Raw genomic sequence first — 15,268 nt, 5'->3', positions numbered from 1 at the left:
GCCGCGCGGATACGCTGCCGTCATGGCCTCCGACGAGCGGGACGGGCGGGTACCGCTGACCGTCCTGACCGTTCTGGCACTGGCGGCCGGCGCGGCCTGGTGGCGGGCGGCGGCACCGGAGCCGGGTGCGGCCACTGCCGTGCCCGCGCCGCCCGCGAGCGCCGAACCGATCGCCCGCACCTGGCGGGTCGACCCGTCGACAGGCGACGCCTGGCCGGCACGGCCGGGACGCGACCCGACGCCCCTGGCACTCCGTGCGCCGGCCACGGCACCGGACCGGTCGGTGGTGATCCGGGTCGAGGACGACGGCACCTCGCGTGTGCTCCAGGTGTCGCACGTGGTGTGGCGGGAGACGTCCGACCTGACGCCGGACAGGCCACCCGTGGTACGGCAGGTGAATCCCTCGCGGGGCGACGACTACCGCCTCACGGTGAGCTGTTCCGGGGACGGGGCGGTCGCCGTCCAGCTCTCCGGTACCGGGTCCGGCGACGCGCGCCGGTTCCTCCGGTGCGGCGGGCGACTGGAGCTGCCCTTGCTGGGCGACACCGGCGCGCCGGTGCTGGTGCGGTTCACCGGTGTACGCGGCCGGGCCGAGCTGGACGCCCGGCTCGAAGCGCTCTACTGACCGCTGGAGCGCGCCGGGCGCCGGCGGCTCGCCGCGTCCCCGGGCCGGCAGCTCAGCGCCCTGGGCGGCGCTCTCGAGCCCGCCTGTCAGCCGCCCAGCCGGGCCAGGTCGGCGCCGTAGTCCGACAGCGGGCCCAGCTCCGGCACCACCCGGACCAGCGAGCCCTGCCGGTCCACGAGCAGCGCGGCGGCGGTGCCGGGATGGGCGGACAGGTGCAGGTAGGAGCGCAGGCCGCCGGCCGGGTCGCCGAGCGGGCGTACCCCGGGGACGCTCGCGGGCCCGGCGCTGCGGCCCTCGGTCACGGTGACCACCGTGACGCCGGGCGGCGCGGCGCGCGCTGCGGTGCCGACCTGCTCGGCGCAGGCGCAGGCGTCGACCAGGATGATCATGGCAGGTAGCAGGCTGCGTAGCGGTACCGGCGTGTCGTCCGCGCCGACCAGGTCCAGCGCGGGCAGTGGGCCGACCGGTTGCGGTGCGGTGGTGGAGCGGGGGAGCACCGTCGGCGCGCCGGACCGCGTGGTGGTGCGCGGCCAGGTGACGGCGGCCAGCCCGGCGAGTGTGACGAGCATCGACACGAGCAGGATCAGCGCCGGCAGCCCGAGGCGGGCCGGAACCGCACGCCGGCCGGAGCCCTGCCGCGCGCGGCGCAGCTCCCGGCGGACCTGCCGGGCCTCGTCGGCGAGCGCCGAGGCGTCGTCCGGGACGACCACCCGGCCCCACTCCGGAGGCAGGCCGGGCAGCCCGTCCGGCGGCCCCTGGCCGTCAGCGTCAGGCACGCCCATCGGACCCCCAGGAACGTCTCGGTGAGCGGACGTCACGTCCCTCACCAGCGTCCCGCACCGACCGCCGTAACGCCACACCTGGGCGCGGACGGAGTTGCGGAGCTACCATGGAAGGAGCGCATTGCCCTAGATCTGGACGCTCCCGTCACCCCTTACCGGGTTGTCACATGTTCCTCACGGAGCGTGTCGAAACCATCGGTTTGACCGCCTGTCAAGCTGAAGAAATACCTCTCACAGGGCCCCTGAGCTGCGCCAACGGTCAGGACAGCGGTGAGACATCGGTGCCTGAGCGTGTTACCCTAGACACAGCGAAAGGGGTTTCGAACCTATGGTTTTCAGTGTCGGCGAGACCGTTGTTTACCCCCACCACGGGGCCGCACTCATCGAGGCAATCGAGACTCGGGTCATCAAGGGCGAGCCCAAGCAATACCTCGTCCTGAGGGTCGCACAGGGTGACCTGACGGTCCGGGTTCCCGCCGAGAACGCCGAGATCGTGGGTGTGCGCGAGGTGGTTGGCGAAGAGGGCCTGGGCAAGGTCTTCGACGTGCTCCGTGCACCACACACCGAGGAGCCGACCAACTGGTCGCGGCGTTACAAGGCGAATCTGGAGAAGCTGGCCTCCGGAAACCCGCTGAAGGTGGCCGAGGTCGTCCGCGACCTGTGGCGCCGGGAGCGGGAGCGGGGCCTCTCGGCGGGCGAGAAGCGGATGCTCGCCAAGGCTCGTGACATCCTCGTCGGCGAGGTCGCGCTGGCGGAGAAGAGCACCAAGGACGAGGCCGAGACGCTGCTCGACAAGGTGCTGACCGAGGCCTGATCCACGCCTCTGCCTCTACCCACCCCGCAGCGAACGAATCCGAGGACCGCGACGTGACCGCGCAGCTCAATCCGCGCGGTGACGTCGCGGTCCTCGTTCCTGCGGCGGGTGCCGGGGTACGCCTCGGACCCGGCGCCCCGAAGGCGCTCCGGCTGCTCGCCGGTGAGCCGCTGCTCGTACACGCGGTCCGCCGGATCGCCGCCGCACCCTCCGTGCACACGATCGTGGTAGCCGCGCCGGCGACCGAGGTCGAGGCGGTACGCGCGATGCTCGCCCCCGTGGCCCCGGTGACTGTGGTGCCCGGTGGCGCCGAACGCCAGGAGTCGGTGGCGGCGGCGCTCGCAGCGGTTCCCACCGGTCCGGAGATCGTCCTGGTGCACGACGCGGCCCGCGCGCTCACCCCGCCCCACCTGGTCGAGTCGGTGGCCGCGGCGGTCCGCGACGGGCACGACGCGGTGATCCCGGTACTGCCGGTGGTCGACACGATCAAGGAGGTCGACGCGACCGAGCGGGTGCTCGGCACCGTCGACAGGTCCGCGTTGCGGGCGGTGCAGACGCCGCAGGGCTTCCGCCGGTCGGTGCTGATCGCGGCCCACCGGTCGGCGGGTGACGCGCTGACCGACGACGCCGGCCTGGTCGAGAAGCAGGGGATCCCGGTGACCTGCGTACCCGGCTCCGAGCTGGCCCTGAAGATCACCCGCCCGTTCGACCTCGCCTTAGCCGAACACCTCCTGACCACAGGCGCATAGCGGCGCCCGCGCGGCACGCGGGCTTCGAGATCTTGGTACGAACTGCCCCCATGGGGGCTGTTCAGTCCCATGACATCTGTCAGCGTTGAAGTCCCGATACATGTGTCACGTGGTAGGGATCTTGGGTCGGGTGGTATGTGCTGCCGGGCATGGCTTCTCGGCGGCATGTTATGAACCTGCTGGACGCGCTGCTGGCGGCGGGGGTTCGGGTGAACGCGGCCGAGTTCGCGCGTGAGCACGGGGTGTCGGTGCGCACGGTGTACCGGCACCGCGCACGTATCCGGGCCGAGGGTCAGTGGCAGGAACGATCCCGGCGGCCGCGTAGCAGTCCGCGGGTCACGCCGCCGGAGGTGGACGCGTGGATCTGCAAACTGCGCGCTGAACTGGGCCCGGACAACGGGGCTGACTTCATCCGAGACGCGTTGGACGATGTGCGCCGGCGCACCGACGCGTCCTGGTCGGTGCCGTCACGCTCGACGGTCAACCGGGTGCTGGCCCGACATGACCTGCTCGTGGCTACTCCGGCTAAACGACCGCGTAGTTCGTGGCGGCGTTTCAGCTATGCCCGGCCCCGCGACTGCTATCAGATCGACGCCACCGAAGTGAAACTCGCCGACGGCCGCACTGTCGTCGTCTTCGACGTCCTGGACGACTGCACCCGCACCCTGGTCGCCTGCCACGCCGCCGCCGCGGAGACCGCCCGAGCCGCGATCACCGCGATCAGACAGGCGTTCACCGCCTACGGCGTGCCGGCCATCGTGCTCAGCGACAACGGCATCGCGTTCACCAGCCGCCGGACCCGACCCGGATCAATCTCCACCTTCGTGCAGACCCTGATCGACCACGGCGCCCGCCCGATCAACTCCAGCCCCTACCACCCACAAACCTGCGGCAAGGTCGAACGCCACCACCAAACCCTCAAAAAATGGCTGAGCACCCAACCCCCACCACAGACCCTCACCGCCCTGCAAGCACTCCTGGACACCTACCGCCGCTACTACAACACCCAACGCCGCCACAGCGCCCTACCCCACCGCACCACACCCGCCCACGCCTGGACCCACGCACCCACCCTCGGCGGACCCACCAGCCCACCCCTGCAAACCGACGCCACCCTGCACCACTGCCCCGTGGCCAGCAACGGCGCCATCGCCGTCGCCGGACACCGCACCAGCGTCGGCACCACCCACGCCGGCACCACCGTCACCGCCATCCGCGACAACAACCACGTCACCATCTACCACCCCGACGGCCAACCCATCGGCTACCTCCACCTCAACCCCGACAAGAACTACATCCCCCTCACCCCCACCCCCACGATCCACAACCCCTGACACATCTATCGGGACTTCCCGTTGACACATGTCCCGGGACATGACACCCCCATGGGGGCCGTTTCCTACCAAGATTTACTCGGATCCCGGGATCTGGAACGTGGATCCCACTTTCGGTTGATGGTTGATCGGCGCGCTGGGCGCGTCCGTGTTCGAGAGCTGGGCGGCGTCGGTCAGAGCGACGCTCCACTCGTACAGCCCACAGGCTTGCTTCGTGGCCACGGCGGTAGCCATCTGGAGACGTGCGATCTTCTGCCGCGCCGACCGTAAGACGGAGCCCCAGGCGCTTGCACGAGGCAGAGGCGACACTGGGGCGTACGGCAACCGAAGCTAACCACAGCCCGGGCGGCCGTCAAGGCGCGACGCGTACCCTCTGGTCATGATCGTTCCTCGGGTGGCTGTCGGCACCGACGTGCACGCGTTCGCGGCCGGGCGGCCCTGCTGGGTCGCGGGGCTGCACTGGCCGGACCAGGACGGCCTGGCCGGTCACTCCGACGCCGACGTGGCGGCGCACGCCGCCTGCAACGCCCTGCTCTCCGCCGCCGGTCTCGGTGACCTGGGCGCGAACTTCGGCGTGGACCAGCCGGAGTGGGCCGGTGCCTCCGGGGTGGCGCTGCTGACCGAGAGCGCACGCCGGGTACGGGCGGCGGGCTTCCAGATCGGCAACGTGTCGGTGCAGGTCGTCGGCAACCGCCCCAAGATCGGGCCGCGCCGGGAGGAGGCGCAGCGGGTGCTCTCCGAGGCGGTGGGCGCACCGGTGACCGTCTCCGCCGCCACCACCGACGGGCTGGGCTTCACCGGACGCGGGGAAGGGCTGGCCGGGATCGCGGTGGCCCTGATCTACGAGACTCCGGGCGACTGACGCGGTGACCGGGGACGCCGGGCACCGCGTCACCTGATCAGTCGACGTCGGTGCAGACGTTGTGAGTAGTGCCGTGGAGCATCGTGATGGTCTTGTCGAAGGTGGGGGAGAACTCCACCCGGAACCGGCCGTCGACGATCCACAGCCCCTTCGGCAGCGTGCCGGCGTTCTCGCGGAAGCCGAGCAGCACCGGCCCGGTCACGTACCAGGTCATCGAGCCGTCCGTGCGGTAGACGACGAGGGCGGTGCCGCTCGCGTCCGCCGTCGAGGTGGCGCCGGTCTCCAGGTTCGTCACCCGGTTGAGCAGAGCGCCGGTGAACAACTCCCGCTTCGGCGCGCCGTCCGGGTAGGTCTCGATCGTCAGCTTCCGCACCTCGTCCACGATCGGCTCGACCCGTACCGCGAACTCGCATCGCGCGCCGGCGGGCATCTCGAACGGCGCCTGGGGCGCCGGCTCCCAGGCACCCGGGGCGGGATGCCGCTCCGGCGCGGCGGACGCCGACCCTGGCAGGGCAGCGACCACCGCCACCACGACGCTCGCCACCGCGATACTCGTCCTGAATCGCATGTTCCACTCCATCCCTCGCTGGTCCGGGCGGCGAGCATCGCCGGGCCCGCTCACCACCGGCTCACCGCGTCGAGCGGCAGGCGTCGCGCGGGCGGACCCGTCCGGCCGGGTTCCTCACCACGCGATCACCGTCGGGCGACAACCCCCGGCCGGTACCTGGTCGTCCTGTTCGGTATGGAGTTCCGCCTGCTCGGGCCGTTCGAGGCCCGCCACGACGACCGGCCGGTCGAGGTCGGCAGCCGGCGCCAGGAGCGTTGCCTGCTCGGGGTGCTGCTGCTCGACGTGGGCCGGGTGGTGCCGACCGGCCGCCTCATCGACCTGCTCTGGAACGGCCGGCCGCCGCCCACCGCCCGCAGCGCGGTGCAGACGTACATCGGGCGGCTGCGGGGCTCGCTCAACCCGTACGGGGTGCGGATCAGCACCCGGGGCGAGGGCTACGTGGTGGAGGAGGACGGGCACCGGGTCGACGTCGACGAGTTCGCCGACCTGGTCCGGGCGGCCGGGCGGACCGCCGATCCCGCCGAGCGGGTGCGGTCGCTCGACCGGGCGCTCGCCCTGTGGCGCGGGCCGTTGCTCGCCGACGCGGCGGACGACGAGCTGCGGGACCGGCTGCACGGCACGGTCGAGGAACTTCGCCTCGTCGCCGCGGAACTACGGGCCGAGGCGCAGCTCGCGCTGGGCCGGCACACGCGGGCCATCGCCGACCTGATGCCGCTGGCCGCCCAGCACCCGACGCGGGAACACCTCGTGGCGGTCCTGATGACCGCCCTGTACCGGGGCGACCGGCGGGCCGACGCGCTGCGCCTCTACCGCGCCACCCGGGACCTGCTCGCGGCCGACTTCGGCGTCGAGCCGGGGCCCCGGCTCCGGGAGGTGCAGCGCCGGGTGCTCGCGGGCGACGACCGGCTGGACCGGGTCGCCCGGCCGATGCACGAGATCCGGGTCGGCGACGAGAGCCTGCCGTGGAGCGTGGGCGGCCACCCGGCCCTGGACTTCTGCAACACCCTCGCCGGGTGGGGGCACGAGCCGCCGTTGCCCGGCGCCGAGTGGCTGCGCGGCTACCGCACCCTCGCCGTCTGGGCCGGCCACGTCGGGCTGGTGGACGAGGTCTCGACGAACCGCCTGCTGCACCTCGCGCGCCGTGACCCGGCAGCGGCGGAGGCGGTGCTCGACGAGGCCCGGACGCTCCGCGCCGCGCTCTACGCCAGCCTGGTCGGCCCGGACGACGGCCCGGCCTTCGAGACCGTCGCGCGGGCCGCCGAGGCCGCCGCCCGTACGCTCGTCTTCCGGCGCGAGGCGGACGGACGCGGCAGGTGGTGGCCGGACCTGGCGGCCGGGCTACGGCTGCCGGTGCACGCCGCCGCGTTCAGCGGCGCGCAGCTCCTCGCCGATCCGGCCCGGTTCACGGTGCGGGTCTGCCCGGACCGGCGGTGCGGGTGGTTGTTCCTGGACGAGAGCGGGCTGCGCCGGTGGTGCAGTCTGGGGACGTGCGGCGGCCGGGCGGGCGCGTCCTGCCGGAGTGCCTGACGCCGGGCACCCTCGGCGCGCTGTGGGTCCGGGCGGATACGCTCGCCGGGATGCCGAGTGACGCCGCCCCTGACCAGTCCGCCGCCGACGGTTACCTGCAACGCGCCCACCTGCTCGCCGAGCTGGGACGCTACGACGAGGGGATCGGCGAACTCACCGCGCTGATCGCGACCGAGCCGGCGCACGTGCCCGCGTTGACCATGCTGGCCCGGATGCACCTGGCCGCCGACCGCCCGGCCGAGGCGCTCGCCGCCGCGGAGGCCGCCGTGGCCGCCGCCGGCGGCCCGTCCGTCCCTGAACCGCCCGCCGTCGGGACTCCGGACGCGGAGACGCCCACCAGCGACATGCCTGGCGCCGTGCCACCCGCCGCCGGGGAGGTCGTGCCGGCGCTCGTGGCGCGGGGGTTCGCACTCCTCGACCTGGAACGCTGGAAGGAGGCGGCGGCGACCGCCGACGAGATCCTGGCGCGTGCGCCGGGTGACGCGTACGCGCAGCGCAGTGCCGCCGCCGTCCTCTCCGCGTCGCGCAACGGGCAGGCGGCGCTGGACGCGGCGTGGCGCGGGGTGGAGCTGGCCCAGGACGAGCCGGAGGCGCACCTGGTGCTCGGCCTGGTCGCGGTGCGGTTGCAGCTGTTCGACCTGGCCGAGCGGGCCTACCGGGAGGCGCTGCGGCTGGACCCGGAGCTGGGTGACGCGGGGCAGGACGTGGGCGTGGCCCGGCTGGAACGCCGCCGGTACGCCGAGACGCTGGAGCACCTGACCGCGCTGGCGGACCTGCCGGTGGCGCGCCCCGACCCGGTGCGGACGGTAAACGACGGCGTCCGGCGGCTCCTGCTGTCGGTGGCCGGCTGGTCGCTGCTCGCGAGCGTGCTGGTCGCCGCGCTGGCCTCGGCCTCGTCCGGCGCGTCCCGGCTGTTCGCGGTGCTGGCGGTGGCCGGGACGGCGGTGCTGCTGCGGCGCCCGGCGACGTGGCGGCCCGGCCTGCGGGAGGCGATGTCACGCGGCCTGGTCGTGCCGGTCTACGCGGCCGCCGCCGCGGTGGTGCTGCTGCTCGTGTACGCGCTGGTCGGCGGTCCGTTCCCGCTGGTCGGGGCGATCACCGCGTCGGTGGTGGCCGGAGTCACCGCGTTCGTTCGCCGGTGAGAGGGTAGGAGGACCGGAAACACCGGCTGAAGGAAGCGGGAATCAGTGCTCACCGTCAACGCCTACGCGGCGACGTCCGCGACCGATCCGCTCGCCCCGACCACCATCGAGCGGCGCGATCTCGGACCGGACGACGTTCTCATCGACATCAGGTTCTCCGGCATCTGCCACTCCGACATCCACACCGCGCGCAGCGAGTGGGGCCCGACCCGCTACCCGATCGTGGTGGGTCACGAGATCGCGGGCGTGGTACGTGAGGTCGGCTCGGCGGTCACGAAGTTCGCCGTCGGCGACCGGGTCGGCGTCGGCTGCCTCGTCGACTCCTGCCGGGAGTGCGACAACTGCCGCAAGGGGCTGGAGCAGTACTGCCTGAAGGGCAGCACCGGCACGTACGGCGGGGTGGGCCGGGACGGCGAGCCGACCCAGGGCGGCTACTCGCAGGCCATCGTGGTCACCGAGGACTTCGTGCTGCGCATCCCGGACGGCATCGAGCTGGACGCCGCCGCGCCGCTGCTCTGCGCCGGCATCACCACGTACTCGCCGCTGCGGCACTGGAACGCCGGGCCGGGCCGCCGGGTGGCGGTGATCGGCATGGGCGGTCTCGGTCACATGGCCGTGAAGCTGGCCCACGCGATGGGCGCCGAGGTGACGGTGCTGTCGCAGTCGCTGAAGAAGCGGGAGGACGGGCTGCGGCTCGGCGCCGACCACTACTACGCGACAGCCGACGAGGACACGTTCACCGAGCTGGCCGGCTCGTTCGACCTGATCATCAACACGGTGAGCGCGACCCTCGACATGGACGCGTACCTGCGGCTGCTCGCGGTGGACGGGACGCTCGTCAACGTGGGCGCCCCGGAGAAGCCGCTGTCGGTGCACGCGTTCTCGCTGATCCCGGCCCGGCGGTCGTTCGCCGGGTCGAACATCGGCGGCATCGCGGAGACCCAGGAGATGCTCGACTTCTGCGCCGAGCACGGGCTGGGCGCCGAGATCGAGGTGATTCCGGCCGAGAAGATCAACGAGGCGTACGAGCGGGTGCTCGCCTCCGACGTGCGCTACCGCTTCGTCATCGACGCGTCCACGTTCTGACGACCGCGTGAGAAGGGGCCGCGTCCGTGCCGGGCGCGGCCCCTTCTCGCGTACGTCAGGACTTGCGCGCCCAGGTCCAGGCGTAGCCGTCGTCCTCGCAGGCGGCGGCCGCGTCGCAGAGGTCGAGCGGGCGGAACGTGTCCACCATGACCGCCAGCTCGTCGAAGAACTCCGCACCGATCGACCGCTCGGCCGCGCCCGGCTGCGGGCCGTGGGTGAAGCCGGACGGGTGCAGCGAGATCGAGCCCTGCTCGATGCCGGAGCCGCGCCGGGCCTCGTAGTTGCCGCCGGTATAGAACAGCATCTCGTCGGAGTCGACGTTGTGATGGTTGTACGGCACCGGGATGGCGGCCGGGTGGTAGTCCACCTTGCGCGGCACGAACGAGCAGATGACGAAGTTCGGGCCCTGGAACGTCTGGTGCACGGGCGGCGGCTGGTGGATCCGCCCGGTGATCGGTTCGAAGTCGTGGATGGAGAACGCCCACGGGTACATGTGCCCGTCCCAGCCGACCACGTCGAACGGGTGGTTCGCATAAACATGACGCGTCCATGCTGTGCCGCTGCCACCCGGGCCTGCGGCCCGAGACCGGTGCTTGACCAGCACCTCCACCTCCTCGCCGTCGACGAGCAGCGGGGTGTCCGGTCCCCGGACGTCGCGCTCGCAGTAGGGCGCGTGCTCCAGGAACTGGCCGCGTACGGAGAGGTAGCGCTTGGGCGGCCCGATGTGTCCGGACGCCTCGACGGCGAGCAGCCGGGTCGGTTCGTCGCCGGTGGGCACCAGGCGGTGGATGGTAGAGGTGGGGATGACGACGTAGTCGCCCGCTACCGCGTCGAGCACGCCGAACGGCGACTCGACCCGCATCGACCCGGCCTCCAGGTAGAGGCAGTGGTCGCCGGTGGCGTCGCGGAACAGCGGCGACGGCCGGTCGGCGAGCACGTACGCGATCCGTACGTCGTCGTTGGCGAGCAGGTACTGCCGGCCGAGCACCGGGTCCGCGCCGGTGCCGTCGAGCTTGTGGGTGCGCAGGTGGCGCGGCTTGAGCGGCAGGTTCGGCACGCGGGTGACTGTGGGCGGGGCGTACTCCTGCGCGGCGAGGATCGCGGTCGGCGCGTGCCGGTGGTAGAGCAGCGACGAGTCGGAGGAGAAGCCCTCCTGGCCGACCAGTTCCTCCGCGTAGAGCGTGCCGTCGGGCTGGCGGAACTGGGTGTGGCGCTTGCGCGGCACGTCGCCGACGCTGCGGTAGTACGGCATCTCGCCTCCCGATATGTCCCGTTCTCCGGCCGGTGGCGTCCGATAATCGGACGCTGTTGTCCGTTCCTCGTAGCGTCCCGTACATTCTTGTCTCGTGTCAACGCAGGTGCCCCGCCTCCTCTCCGGCCTGGTGGACGACGCCGCGGTCTTCCCGCCCGGCAACGCCCCGCTGCCCGACGCGGTGACCGCGCACCGCATCCACCGCACCGCCTGGTACGCGGACATGGTCGGCCCGCTGCTGCTGCCCGCCTCGGAGATCCAGCGCGGATCGCTGAGCGGCCTGGTGGACCCGGCCGAGGGCCTGGTCATCGGGCTGATCGGCGACACCGGCCTGGACCAGCTCCCGCAGGCGCTGGACGCGCTCGCGCCCGACGGGGTGACCGCCCGGCAGATCGAGGCGCCGGTCGCCAAGCGCGGCGAGAACCCGCAACCCGGGCTGTCCGAGCTGATGACGCTCGCCGGCCGGCTCGACGGCACCCCCGTGTACGCGGAGATCCCGCTGACCTTCGGGCTGATGGGCGCGCTCGACACGCTCGCCGAGGCACGCGCCGCCGGGCTGCCGGTGGCCGCCAAGTTCCGTACCGGTGGGCTCGCCGCCGAGCTGTTCCCCACCCCGGTCGAGCTGGCCGCGGTGATCTGCGCGTGCCGGGACCGTAAGCTGCCGTTCAAGCTCACCGCCGGGCTGCACCACGCGATCCGGCACCGCGACCCGGAGACCGGCTTCAACCACCACGGTTTCGTCAACGTGCTTGGTGCCACGCTCGCCGCCGTCGGGGGAGCCGAGGTGGACGGCGTGGCCGAGCTGCTCGCCGCCACCGACCCGGTACGCGTGGTCGAGCCGGCCCGGGCGCACCGCGACGCCGAGCGCCCACTCTGGGTCGGGTACGGCTCGTGCAGCATCTCCGAACCACTTACCGATCTGATCCGGCTGGGGCTGGTGAACGGAGGCTTCGAGGCATGACCGAACGCACCGAGCGGAGCGAGGGCCGTGAGGGCATGCCCGGCCAGAACGGCATGACCTGGGTACCAGGGGCGGCGGGGTCGCCGTACGGGGTGACGAACCTGCCGTACGGCGTGTTCCGGCGCGGCGGAGGTGAGCCGCGTATCGGCGTCCGCATCGGCGACTTCGCGCTGGACCTGGCCGGCGCGGAGGCCGCCGGTCTGGTACTGGCCGGCGGCGCGCTGGGCCGGCCGACGCTCAACGCCTTCATGGCGCTCGGCCGCCCGCAGTGGACGGCGGTCCGGCAGCGGATCGTCGAGCTGCTCACCGAGCCGGAGCGCCGGGCGGCGGCCGAGCCGCTGCTGGTGCCGCTGCGCGAGGTCGAGATGGCGCTGCCGTTCGAGGTGGCCGACTACGTCGACTTCTACTCCTCCGAGCACCACGCCTCGAACGTCGGGCAGATCTTCCGGCCCGGCCAGCCGCCGCTGCTGCCGAACTGGAAGCACGTGCCGATCGGCTACCACGGCCGGGCCGGCACCGTGGTCGTCTCCGGCACCCCGGTGATCCGCCCGACCGGTCAGCGGGCCAGCGCGCAGGGCCCGACGACCGGCGCCTCGGTCCGGCTGGACATCGAGGCCGAGGTGGGCTTCGTGGTGGGCGTGCCGAGCCGGCTCGGCGAGCGGGTGCCGGTGGCCGACTTCGCCGACCACGTGTTCGGCGTGGTGCTCGTCAACGACTGGTCGGCCCGGGACATCCAGGCGTGGGAGTACCAGCCGCTCGGGCCGTTCCTCGGCAAGTCGTTCGCCACCTCCGTCGCGGCCTGGGTGACGCCGCTGGAGGCGCTGGCCGACGCGTTCGTACCCGCGCCGGACCAGGATCCGCCGGTGCAGGACTACCTGCGCGACACCCCGCACCTCGGGCTGGACCTGACGCTGTCGGTCGAGTGGAACGGCGAGCGGGTCGCCGAGCCGCCGTTCGCCGGCATGTACTGGACCCCGGCGCAGCAGCTCGCGCACCTCACCGTCAACGGCGCGTCGCTGCGTACCGGCGACCTCTACGCCTCCGGCACCGTCTCCGGTCCGGAGCGCGGCCAGGTCGGGTCGTTCCTGGAGCTGACCTGGGGCGGATCCGAGCCGGTCAAGTTCGCCGACGGCAGCGAGCGGACGTTCCTGGAGGACGGCGACACGGTGACGATCACCGCCACCGCGCCCGGCCCGGACGGCACCACAGTCGCGTTGGGCGAGGTCACCGGGACGATCCTCCCGGCCCGCTGAGATCCGACCTTCCGAACCGGCCCCGGTCGCACCCGATGTGCGACCGGGGCCGTTTCCTTCCCCGTTGATCGCTCCGGATCACGTACGCCCCGGCCGGTGGCTCCTCCCGGGAGCCGCCCGCGGTGCCGGGCCGGGCGTACCAGCGGAAGCCGAAACAGGAAGGACCGAGCATGACCGAGTTGACCGGTGCCGTCTGGCGCACCAGCAGCCGCTCGAACGATCAGGGTCTCTGCGTCGAGGTGGCGACGAACGTGGTCGCCGCGTACGGCGTGGTGGGCGTACGCGACTCGAAGGACCCGGACGGTCCGGCGCTCGCGGTGAGCCCGCCGGGCTGGGCCGCGTTCGTCACCGCGCTGCGGGGCGGCACGCTCCGCGGCTGACCGCCCTCGCGCCACACCGGTGCCCCGGCGGGGGCACCGGTGGTGGAAATGTCACCGGGAGGCTCCCCGTTTCCGGTCACGGCCCGTACCGTGTACGACACGGGAGGTGCCATGTCGACGGTGACCGTTTCCGCATTCATCGAAGCGCAGGACGCCGACCTGTGGCGGCTCCTCACCGACCTCCCGGCCCGCGCCGACTGGCTCTCGGCGGTGGACGCGGTCGAGGTCCTCGGCACCGGCGGGTTCGGACCGGGCACCGTGTGGCGGGAGACCCGCGTCCGGCCGGACGGCGGCACCGAACCGGAGGAGTTCGAGGTGATCGAGGCGGTCGCGCCCGGCCGCCTGGTGCTCGGGTCGCGCGGCGCCGGCGCCGACTACCGGATCACCTGGACGCTGCGTACCGTCGAGCGTCGGCGGCGCGGCTGCACCGAGGTCACCGTCGAGCAGGAGGCGGTGCCGACCCGGGCGTACGGGCGGGTGCTGGCCCTGATCCTCGGCGGCCTGGCCGCCCGCGCGGTCGAGGGCGCGCTCCGGCGTGACCTGGCCGACCTGGCGCTGGCCGCCGGTCCCGCCCGGTCCACCGAGGCCGCCTGAGCCGACCCGGCCGCTCCCCGCACCCCGCCCGCACACGGCCGGTAGGGTGCCGGGGCGGAGGTGACGGATGGCGAAGGCCGCGAAGCGGCGGGCCGTGGTGGCGCTGGTGACGGTACTCGCCGTCGCGGCGTCGGTCGCCGTGGTCGTCCGGGTGCTGGCACCCGCCGAGGTCGACACCCCGGCCCGCGAGCCCTACCCGGCGGCGCCCGCGCCGCCCGCCGGGGTGCTCGCGCGGCTGCCGGTGGCGCCGCTCGTCGTGGACGGCCGCCTCCGCGTCTACGCGGGCGCCCGTCAGGTGTACGCGGACCAGCCGGTCACCGGGCGGCACCGGGTCACCCCGTTCTGGTCCTTCCGCCGCTGGCCGGCGACGCTTGTCGGCGTGCTCGCCGAGGGGACCACAGTGGTCAGCCGCTGGTCCGACGGGAAGCTGGTGGCGCTCGACGCGCGTACCGGGCGGGTGGCGTGGCGGGCCGACGGCCCGCAGCCGGGGTCGGTGCCGGAGCCGCGACGCACCTTCGCCGCCACGGTCTGGGATCCGGCCGGGCTGCACGTGGCACGCGCTGCGGACGGGCGGACCGTGCTGCTCGCGGCCGGTCCGGGCGGGCTCGGCGGCTACGACCTGGCCGACGGCCGCCGGCTCTGGGGCGTCGACGTGGGCAGGGGTTGCCGGTCCGACGTGGGCACCACCGCGAGCGGCGAGATGGTCGGGGTGGACAGCTGCGACGGCCCGGCCGCGGTCGAGCTGCGGGACGCGGCGACCGGTACGGTGCGGACCCGCTGGCGGCCGCCGGACGCGCCGGAGCAACTCGTCGTCACGCCGGTGGGCTGCCCGCACGGGCACTCCGGTTGCCGTGGACTGCGTACCGCCGGGCCGGACGGCGCGGGCAGCCGGGGCTGGCTGGTGACCGACCCGGGTGAGCCGGCCGCCGCGCCGGGCCTGGACCACCCGGACACGGTGCTCGACGGCGAACGGGCGGTGGACACGTCCGGCCCGGTGGTGGTCGGGCGCTCGGCGCGTACCGGCGAGGAGTTGTGGCGCCGGGCGGACATCCATCCGGCCCGGGTGCTCGCGACCGAGCCGGGGCGGGTGCACCTGCTGACCGACCGGCGGGAACTGGTCACCGTCGACCCGCTCACCGGGACGACCCGGTCGAGTTTCGTGCTCGACCTGGGACGGGACGGGATCGGCTGGCGGCCGGGGCGGGCGTACGCGGTGGGCGGCTACGTCGCTGTGGAACGGCTGCGGGAGCAGGCCGCTCCGGAGGACGACGACCAGGGCTACTTCCTGATGGCCGAACCGGTGTTGCTCGCGGTGACCTGATCCGGCGGGTCAAGCCTC

The 15,268-nt window shown here is 73.3% G+C and carries 16 protein-coding genes; 13 read left to right on the top strand and 3 right to left on the bottom strand.

Going from position 1 to position 15,268, the window contains the following annotated elements; all coding sequences use genetic code 11:
* Window positions 1–22: 22 nt before the first annotated feature.
* The gene (locus NMK34_RS28885) at window positions 23–625 is read left to right on the top strand and encodes a hypothetical protein (RefSeq protein ID WP_318335972.1); all 603 of its coding nucleotides are present in this window, start codon (window positions 23–25) and stop codon (window positions 623–625) included.
* 86 nt (window positions 626–711) lie between these two features.
* Here NMK34_RS28885 and NMK34_RS28880 read toward each other — a convergent pair whose 3' ends face one another.
* The gene (locus tag NMK34_RS28880; protein ID WP_318335971.1) at window positions 712–1,407 is read right to left on the bottom strand and encodes a hypothetical protein; all 696 of its coding nucleotides are present in this window, start codon (window positions 1,405–1,407) and stop codon (window positions 712–714) included.
* 328 nt (window positions 1,408–1,735) lie between these two features.
* On the opposite strand from NMK34_RS28880, the gene NMK34_RS28875 reads away from it, so the two are divergent.
* The 4 genes from NMK34_RS28875 (at window position 1,736) to ispF (ending at window position 5,166) form a co-directional block, all read left to right on the top strand.
* Window positions 1,736–2,221, top strand: coding sequence for a CarD family transcriptional regulator (locus tag NMK34_RS28875; RefSeq protein WP_007073334.1), 486 nt, complete (start codon window positions 1,736–1,738; stop codon window positions 2,219–2,221).
* 53 nt (window positions 2,222–2,274) lie between these two features.
* Window positions 2,275–2,970: a 2-C-methyl-D-erythritol 4-phosphate cytidylyltransferase gene (gene ispD, locus NMK34_RS28870; RefSeq protein ID WP_318335970.1), complete on the top strand. Its 696-nt coding sequence runs from the start codon at window positions 2,275–2,277 to the stop codon at window positions 2,968–2,970.
* Between the two features lie 137 nt (window positions 2,971–3,107).
* The gene (locus tag NMK34_RS28865) at window positions 3,108–4,304 is read left to right on the top strand and encodes a DDE-type integrase/transposase/recombinase (protein ID WP_318335969.1); all 1,197 of its coding nucleotides are present in this window, start codon (window positions 3,108–3,110) and stop codon (window positions 4,302–4,304) included.
* Window positions 4,305–4,683: 379 nt separating this feature from the next.
* Window positions 4,684–5,166, top strand: coding sequence for a 2-C-methyl-D-erythritol 2,4-cyclodiphosphate synthase (gene ispF, locus NMK34_RS28860; protein WP_318335968.1), 483 nt, complete (start codon window positions 4,684–4,686; stop codon window positions 5,164–5,166).
* Window positions 5,167–5,203: 37 nt separating this feature from the next.
* On the opposite strand, the gene NMK34_RS28855 is transcribed toward ispF, so the two are convergent.
* Window positions 5,204–5,734 carry a hypothetical protein gene (locus NMK34_RS28855; RefSeq protein ID WP_318335967.1) on the bottom strand — a complete coding sequence of 177 codons (531 nt, stop codon included), beginning with the start codon at window positions 5,732–5,734 and terminating at the stop codon, window positions 5,204–5,206.
* Between the two features lie 174 nt (window positions 5,735–5,908).
* Here NMK34_RS28855 and NMK34_RS28850 point away from each other — a divergent pair, with 174 nt between their 5' ends.
* Genes NMK34_RS28850 through NMK34_RS28840 form a run of 3 tightly spaced genes read left to right on the top strand, consistent with a single transcriptional unit; the run spans window position 5,909 to window position 9,489 of the window.
* The gene (locus NMK34_RS28850; RefSeq protein WP_318335966.1) at window positions 5,909–7,261 is read left to right on the top strand and encodes a BTAD domain-containing putative transcriptional regulator; all 1,353 of its coding nucleotides are present in this window, start codon (window positions 5,909–5,911) and stop codon (window positions 7,259–7,261) included.
* Window positions 7,262–7,311: 50 nt separating this feature from the next.
* On the top strand, window positions 7,312–8,403 hold the full coding sequence (locus NMK34_RS28845; RefSeq protein ID WP_318335965.1) for a tetratricopeptide repeat protein: 1,092 nt from the start codon (window positions 7,312–7,314) through the stop codon (window positions 8,401–8,403).
* A gap of 45 nt (window positions 8,404–8,448) precedes the next feature.
* Complete coding sequence (locus NMK34_RS28840; RefSeq protein ID WP_318335964.1) at window positions 8,449–9,489, top strand: NAD(P)-dependent alcohol dehydrogenase; 1,041 nt, start codon at window positions 8,449–8,451, stop codon at window positions 9,487–9,489.
* 55 nt (window positions 9,490–9,544) lie between these two features.
* Here the strand turns inward: NMK34_RS28840 and NMK34_RS28835 are convergent, their stop codons facing one another.
* Window positions 9,545–10,741, bottom strand: coding sequence for a homogentisate 1,2-dioxygenase (locus tag NMK34_RS28835; RefSeq protein ID WP_318335963.1), 1,197 nt, complete (start codon window positions 10,739–10,741; stop codon window positions 9,545–9,547).
* A 94-nt stretch (window positions 10,742–10,835) separates the two neighbouring features.
* Here NMK34_RS28835 and NMK34_RS28830 point away from each other — a divergent pair, with 94 nt between their 5' ends.
* The 5 genes from NMK34_RS28830 to NMK34_RS28810 all read left to right on the top strand — a co-directional run bounded on the left by NMK34_RS28830 (window position 10,836) and on the right by NMK34_RS28810 (window position 15,250).
* Complete coding sequence (locus NMK34_RS28830; protein WP_318335962.1) at window positions 10,836–11,702, top strand: hypothetical protein; 867 nt, start codon at window positions 10,836–10,838, stop codon at window positions 11,700–11,702.
* Between the two features lie 53 nt (window positions 11,703–11,755).
* A complete protein-coding gene (gene fahA / locus NMK34_RS28825) occupies window positions 11,756–12,955 on the top strand; it encodes a fumarylacetoacetase (RefSeq protein WP_318336449.1) in 1,200 nt (399 codons plus the stop codon).
* 170 nt (window positions 12,956–13,125) lie between these two features.
* On the top strand, window positions 13,126–13,335 hold the full coding sequence (locus NMK34_RS28820; protein ID WP_318335961.1) for a DUF397 domain-containing protein: 210 nt from the start codon (window positions 13,126–13,128) through the stop codon (window positions 13,333–13,335).
* Between the two features lie 111 nt (window positions 13,336–13,446).
* Window positions 13,447–13,929: an SRPBCC family protein gene (locus tag NMK34_RS28815; RefSeq protein ID WP_151015152.1), complete on the top strand. Its 483-nt coding sequence runs from the start codon at window positions 13,447–13,449 to the stop codon at window positions 13,927–13,929.
* Between the two features lie 67 nt (window positions 13,930–13,996).
* Entirely contained in the window at window positions 13,997–15,250 is a 1,254-nt protein-coding gene (locus NMK34_RS28810; protein WP_318335960.1) for a PQQ-binding-like beta-propeller repeat protein, read from the top strand.
* The last annotated feature ends 18 nt before the right edge of the window (window positions 15,251–15,268 follow it).

The sequence above is a fragment of the Micromonospora sp. BRA006-A genome (assembly GCF_033433935.1).
Classification (GTDB): Bacteria; Actinomycetota; Actinomycetes; order Mycobacteriales; family Micromonosporaceae; genus Micromonospora; species Micromonospora aurantiaca.
This window is presented reverse-complemented; position numbering and strand designations above follow the sequence as displayed.

What these genes read in the sequence shown, in the direction of transcription:
- NMK34_RS28875 (WP_007073334.1), top strand. Translation starts at nt 1,736, where the DNA reads ATGGTTTTCAGTGTCGGCGAGACCGTTGTTTACCCCCACCACGGGGCC.
- NMK34_RS28845 (WP_318335965.1), top strand. Translation starts at nt 7,312, where the DNA reads ATGCCGAGTGACGCCGCCCCTGACCAGTCCGCCGCCGACGGTTACCTG.
- NMK34_RS28855 (WP_318335967.1), bottom strand. Translation starts at nt 5,734, where the DNA reads ATGCGATTCAGGACGAGTATCGCGGTGGCGAGCGTCGTGGTGGCGGTG.
- NMK34_RS28850 (WP_318335966.1), top strand. Translation starts at nt 5,909, where the DNA reads ATGGAGTTCCGCCTGCTCGGGCCGTTCGAGGCCCGCCACGACGACCGG.
- NMK34_RS28835 (WP_318335963.1), bottom strand. Translation starts at nt 10,741, where the DNA reads ATGCCGTACTACCGCAGCGTCGGCGACGTGCCGCGCAAGCGCCACACC.
- NMK34_RS28810 (WP_318335960.1), top strand. Translation starts at nt 13,997, where the DNA reads ATGGCGAAGGCCGCGAAGCGGCGGGCCGTGGTGGCGCTGGTGACGGTA.
- ispF (WP_318335968.1), top strand. Translation starts at nt 4,684, where the DNA reads ATGATCGTTCCTCGGGTGGCTGTCGGCACCGACGTGCACGCGTTCGCG.
- NMK34_RS28880 (WP_318335971.1), bottom strand. Translation starts at nt 1,407, where the DNA reads ATGGGCGTGCCTGACGCTGACGGCCAGGGGCCGCCGGACGGGCTGCCC.
- NMK34_RS28820 (WP_318335961.1), top strand. Translation starts at nt 13,126, where the DNA reads ATGACCGAGTTGACCGGTGCCGTCTGGCGCACCAGCAGCCGCTCGAAC.
- NMK34_RS28885 (WP_318335972.1), top strand. Translation starts at nt 23, where the DNA reads ATGGCCTCCGACGAGCGGGACGGGCGGGTACCGCTGACCGTCCTGACC.
- fahA (WP_318336449.1), top strand. Translation starts at nt 11,756, where the DNA reads ATGACCTGGGTACCAGGGGCGGCGGGGTCGCCGTACGGGGTGACGAAC.
- NMK34_RS28815 (WP_151015152.1), top strand. Translation starts at nt 13,447, where the DNA reads ATGTCGACGGTGACCGTTTCCGCATTCATCGAAGCGCAGGACGCCGAC.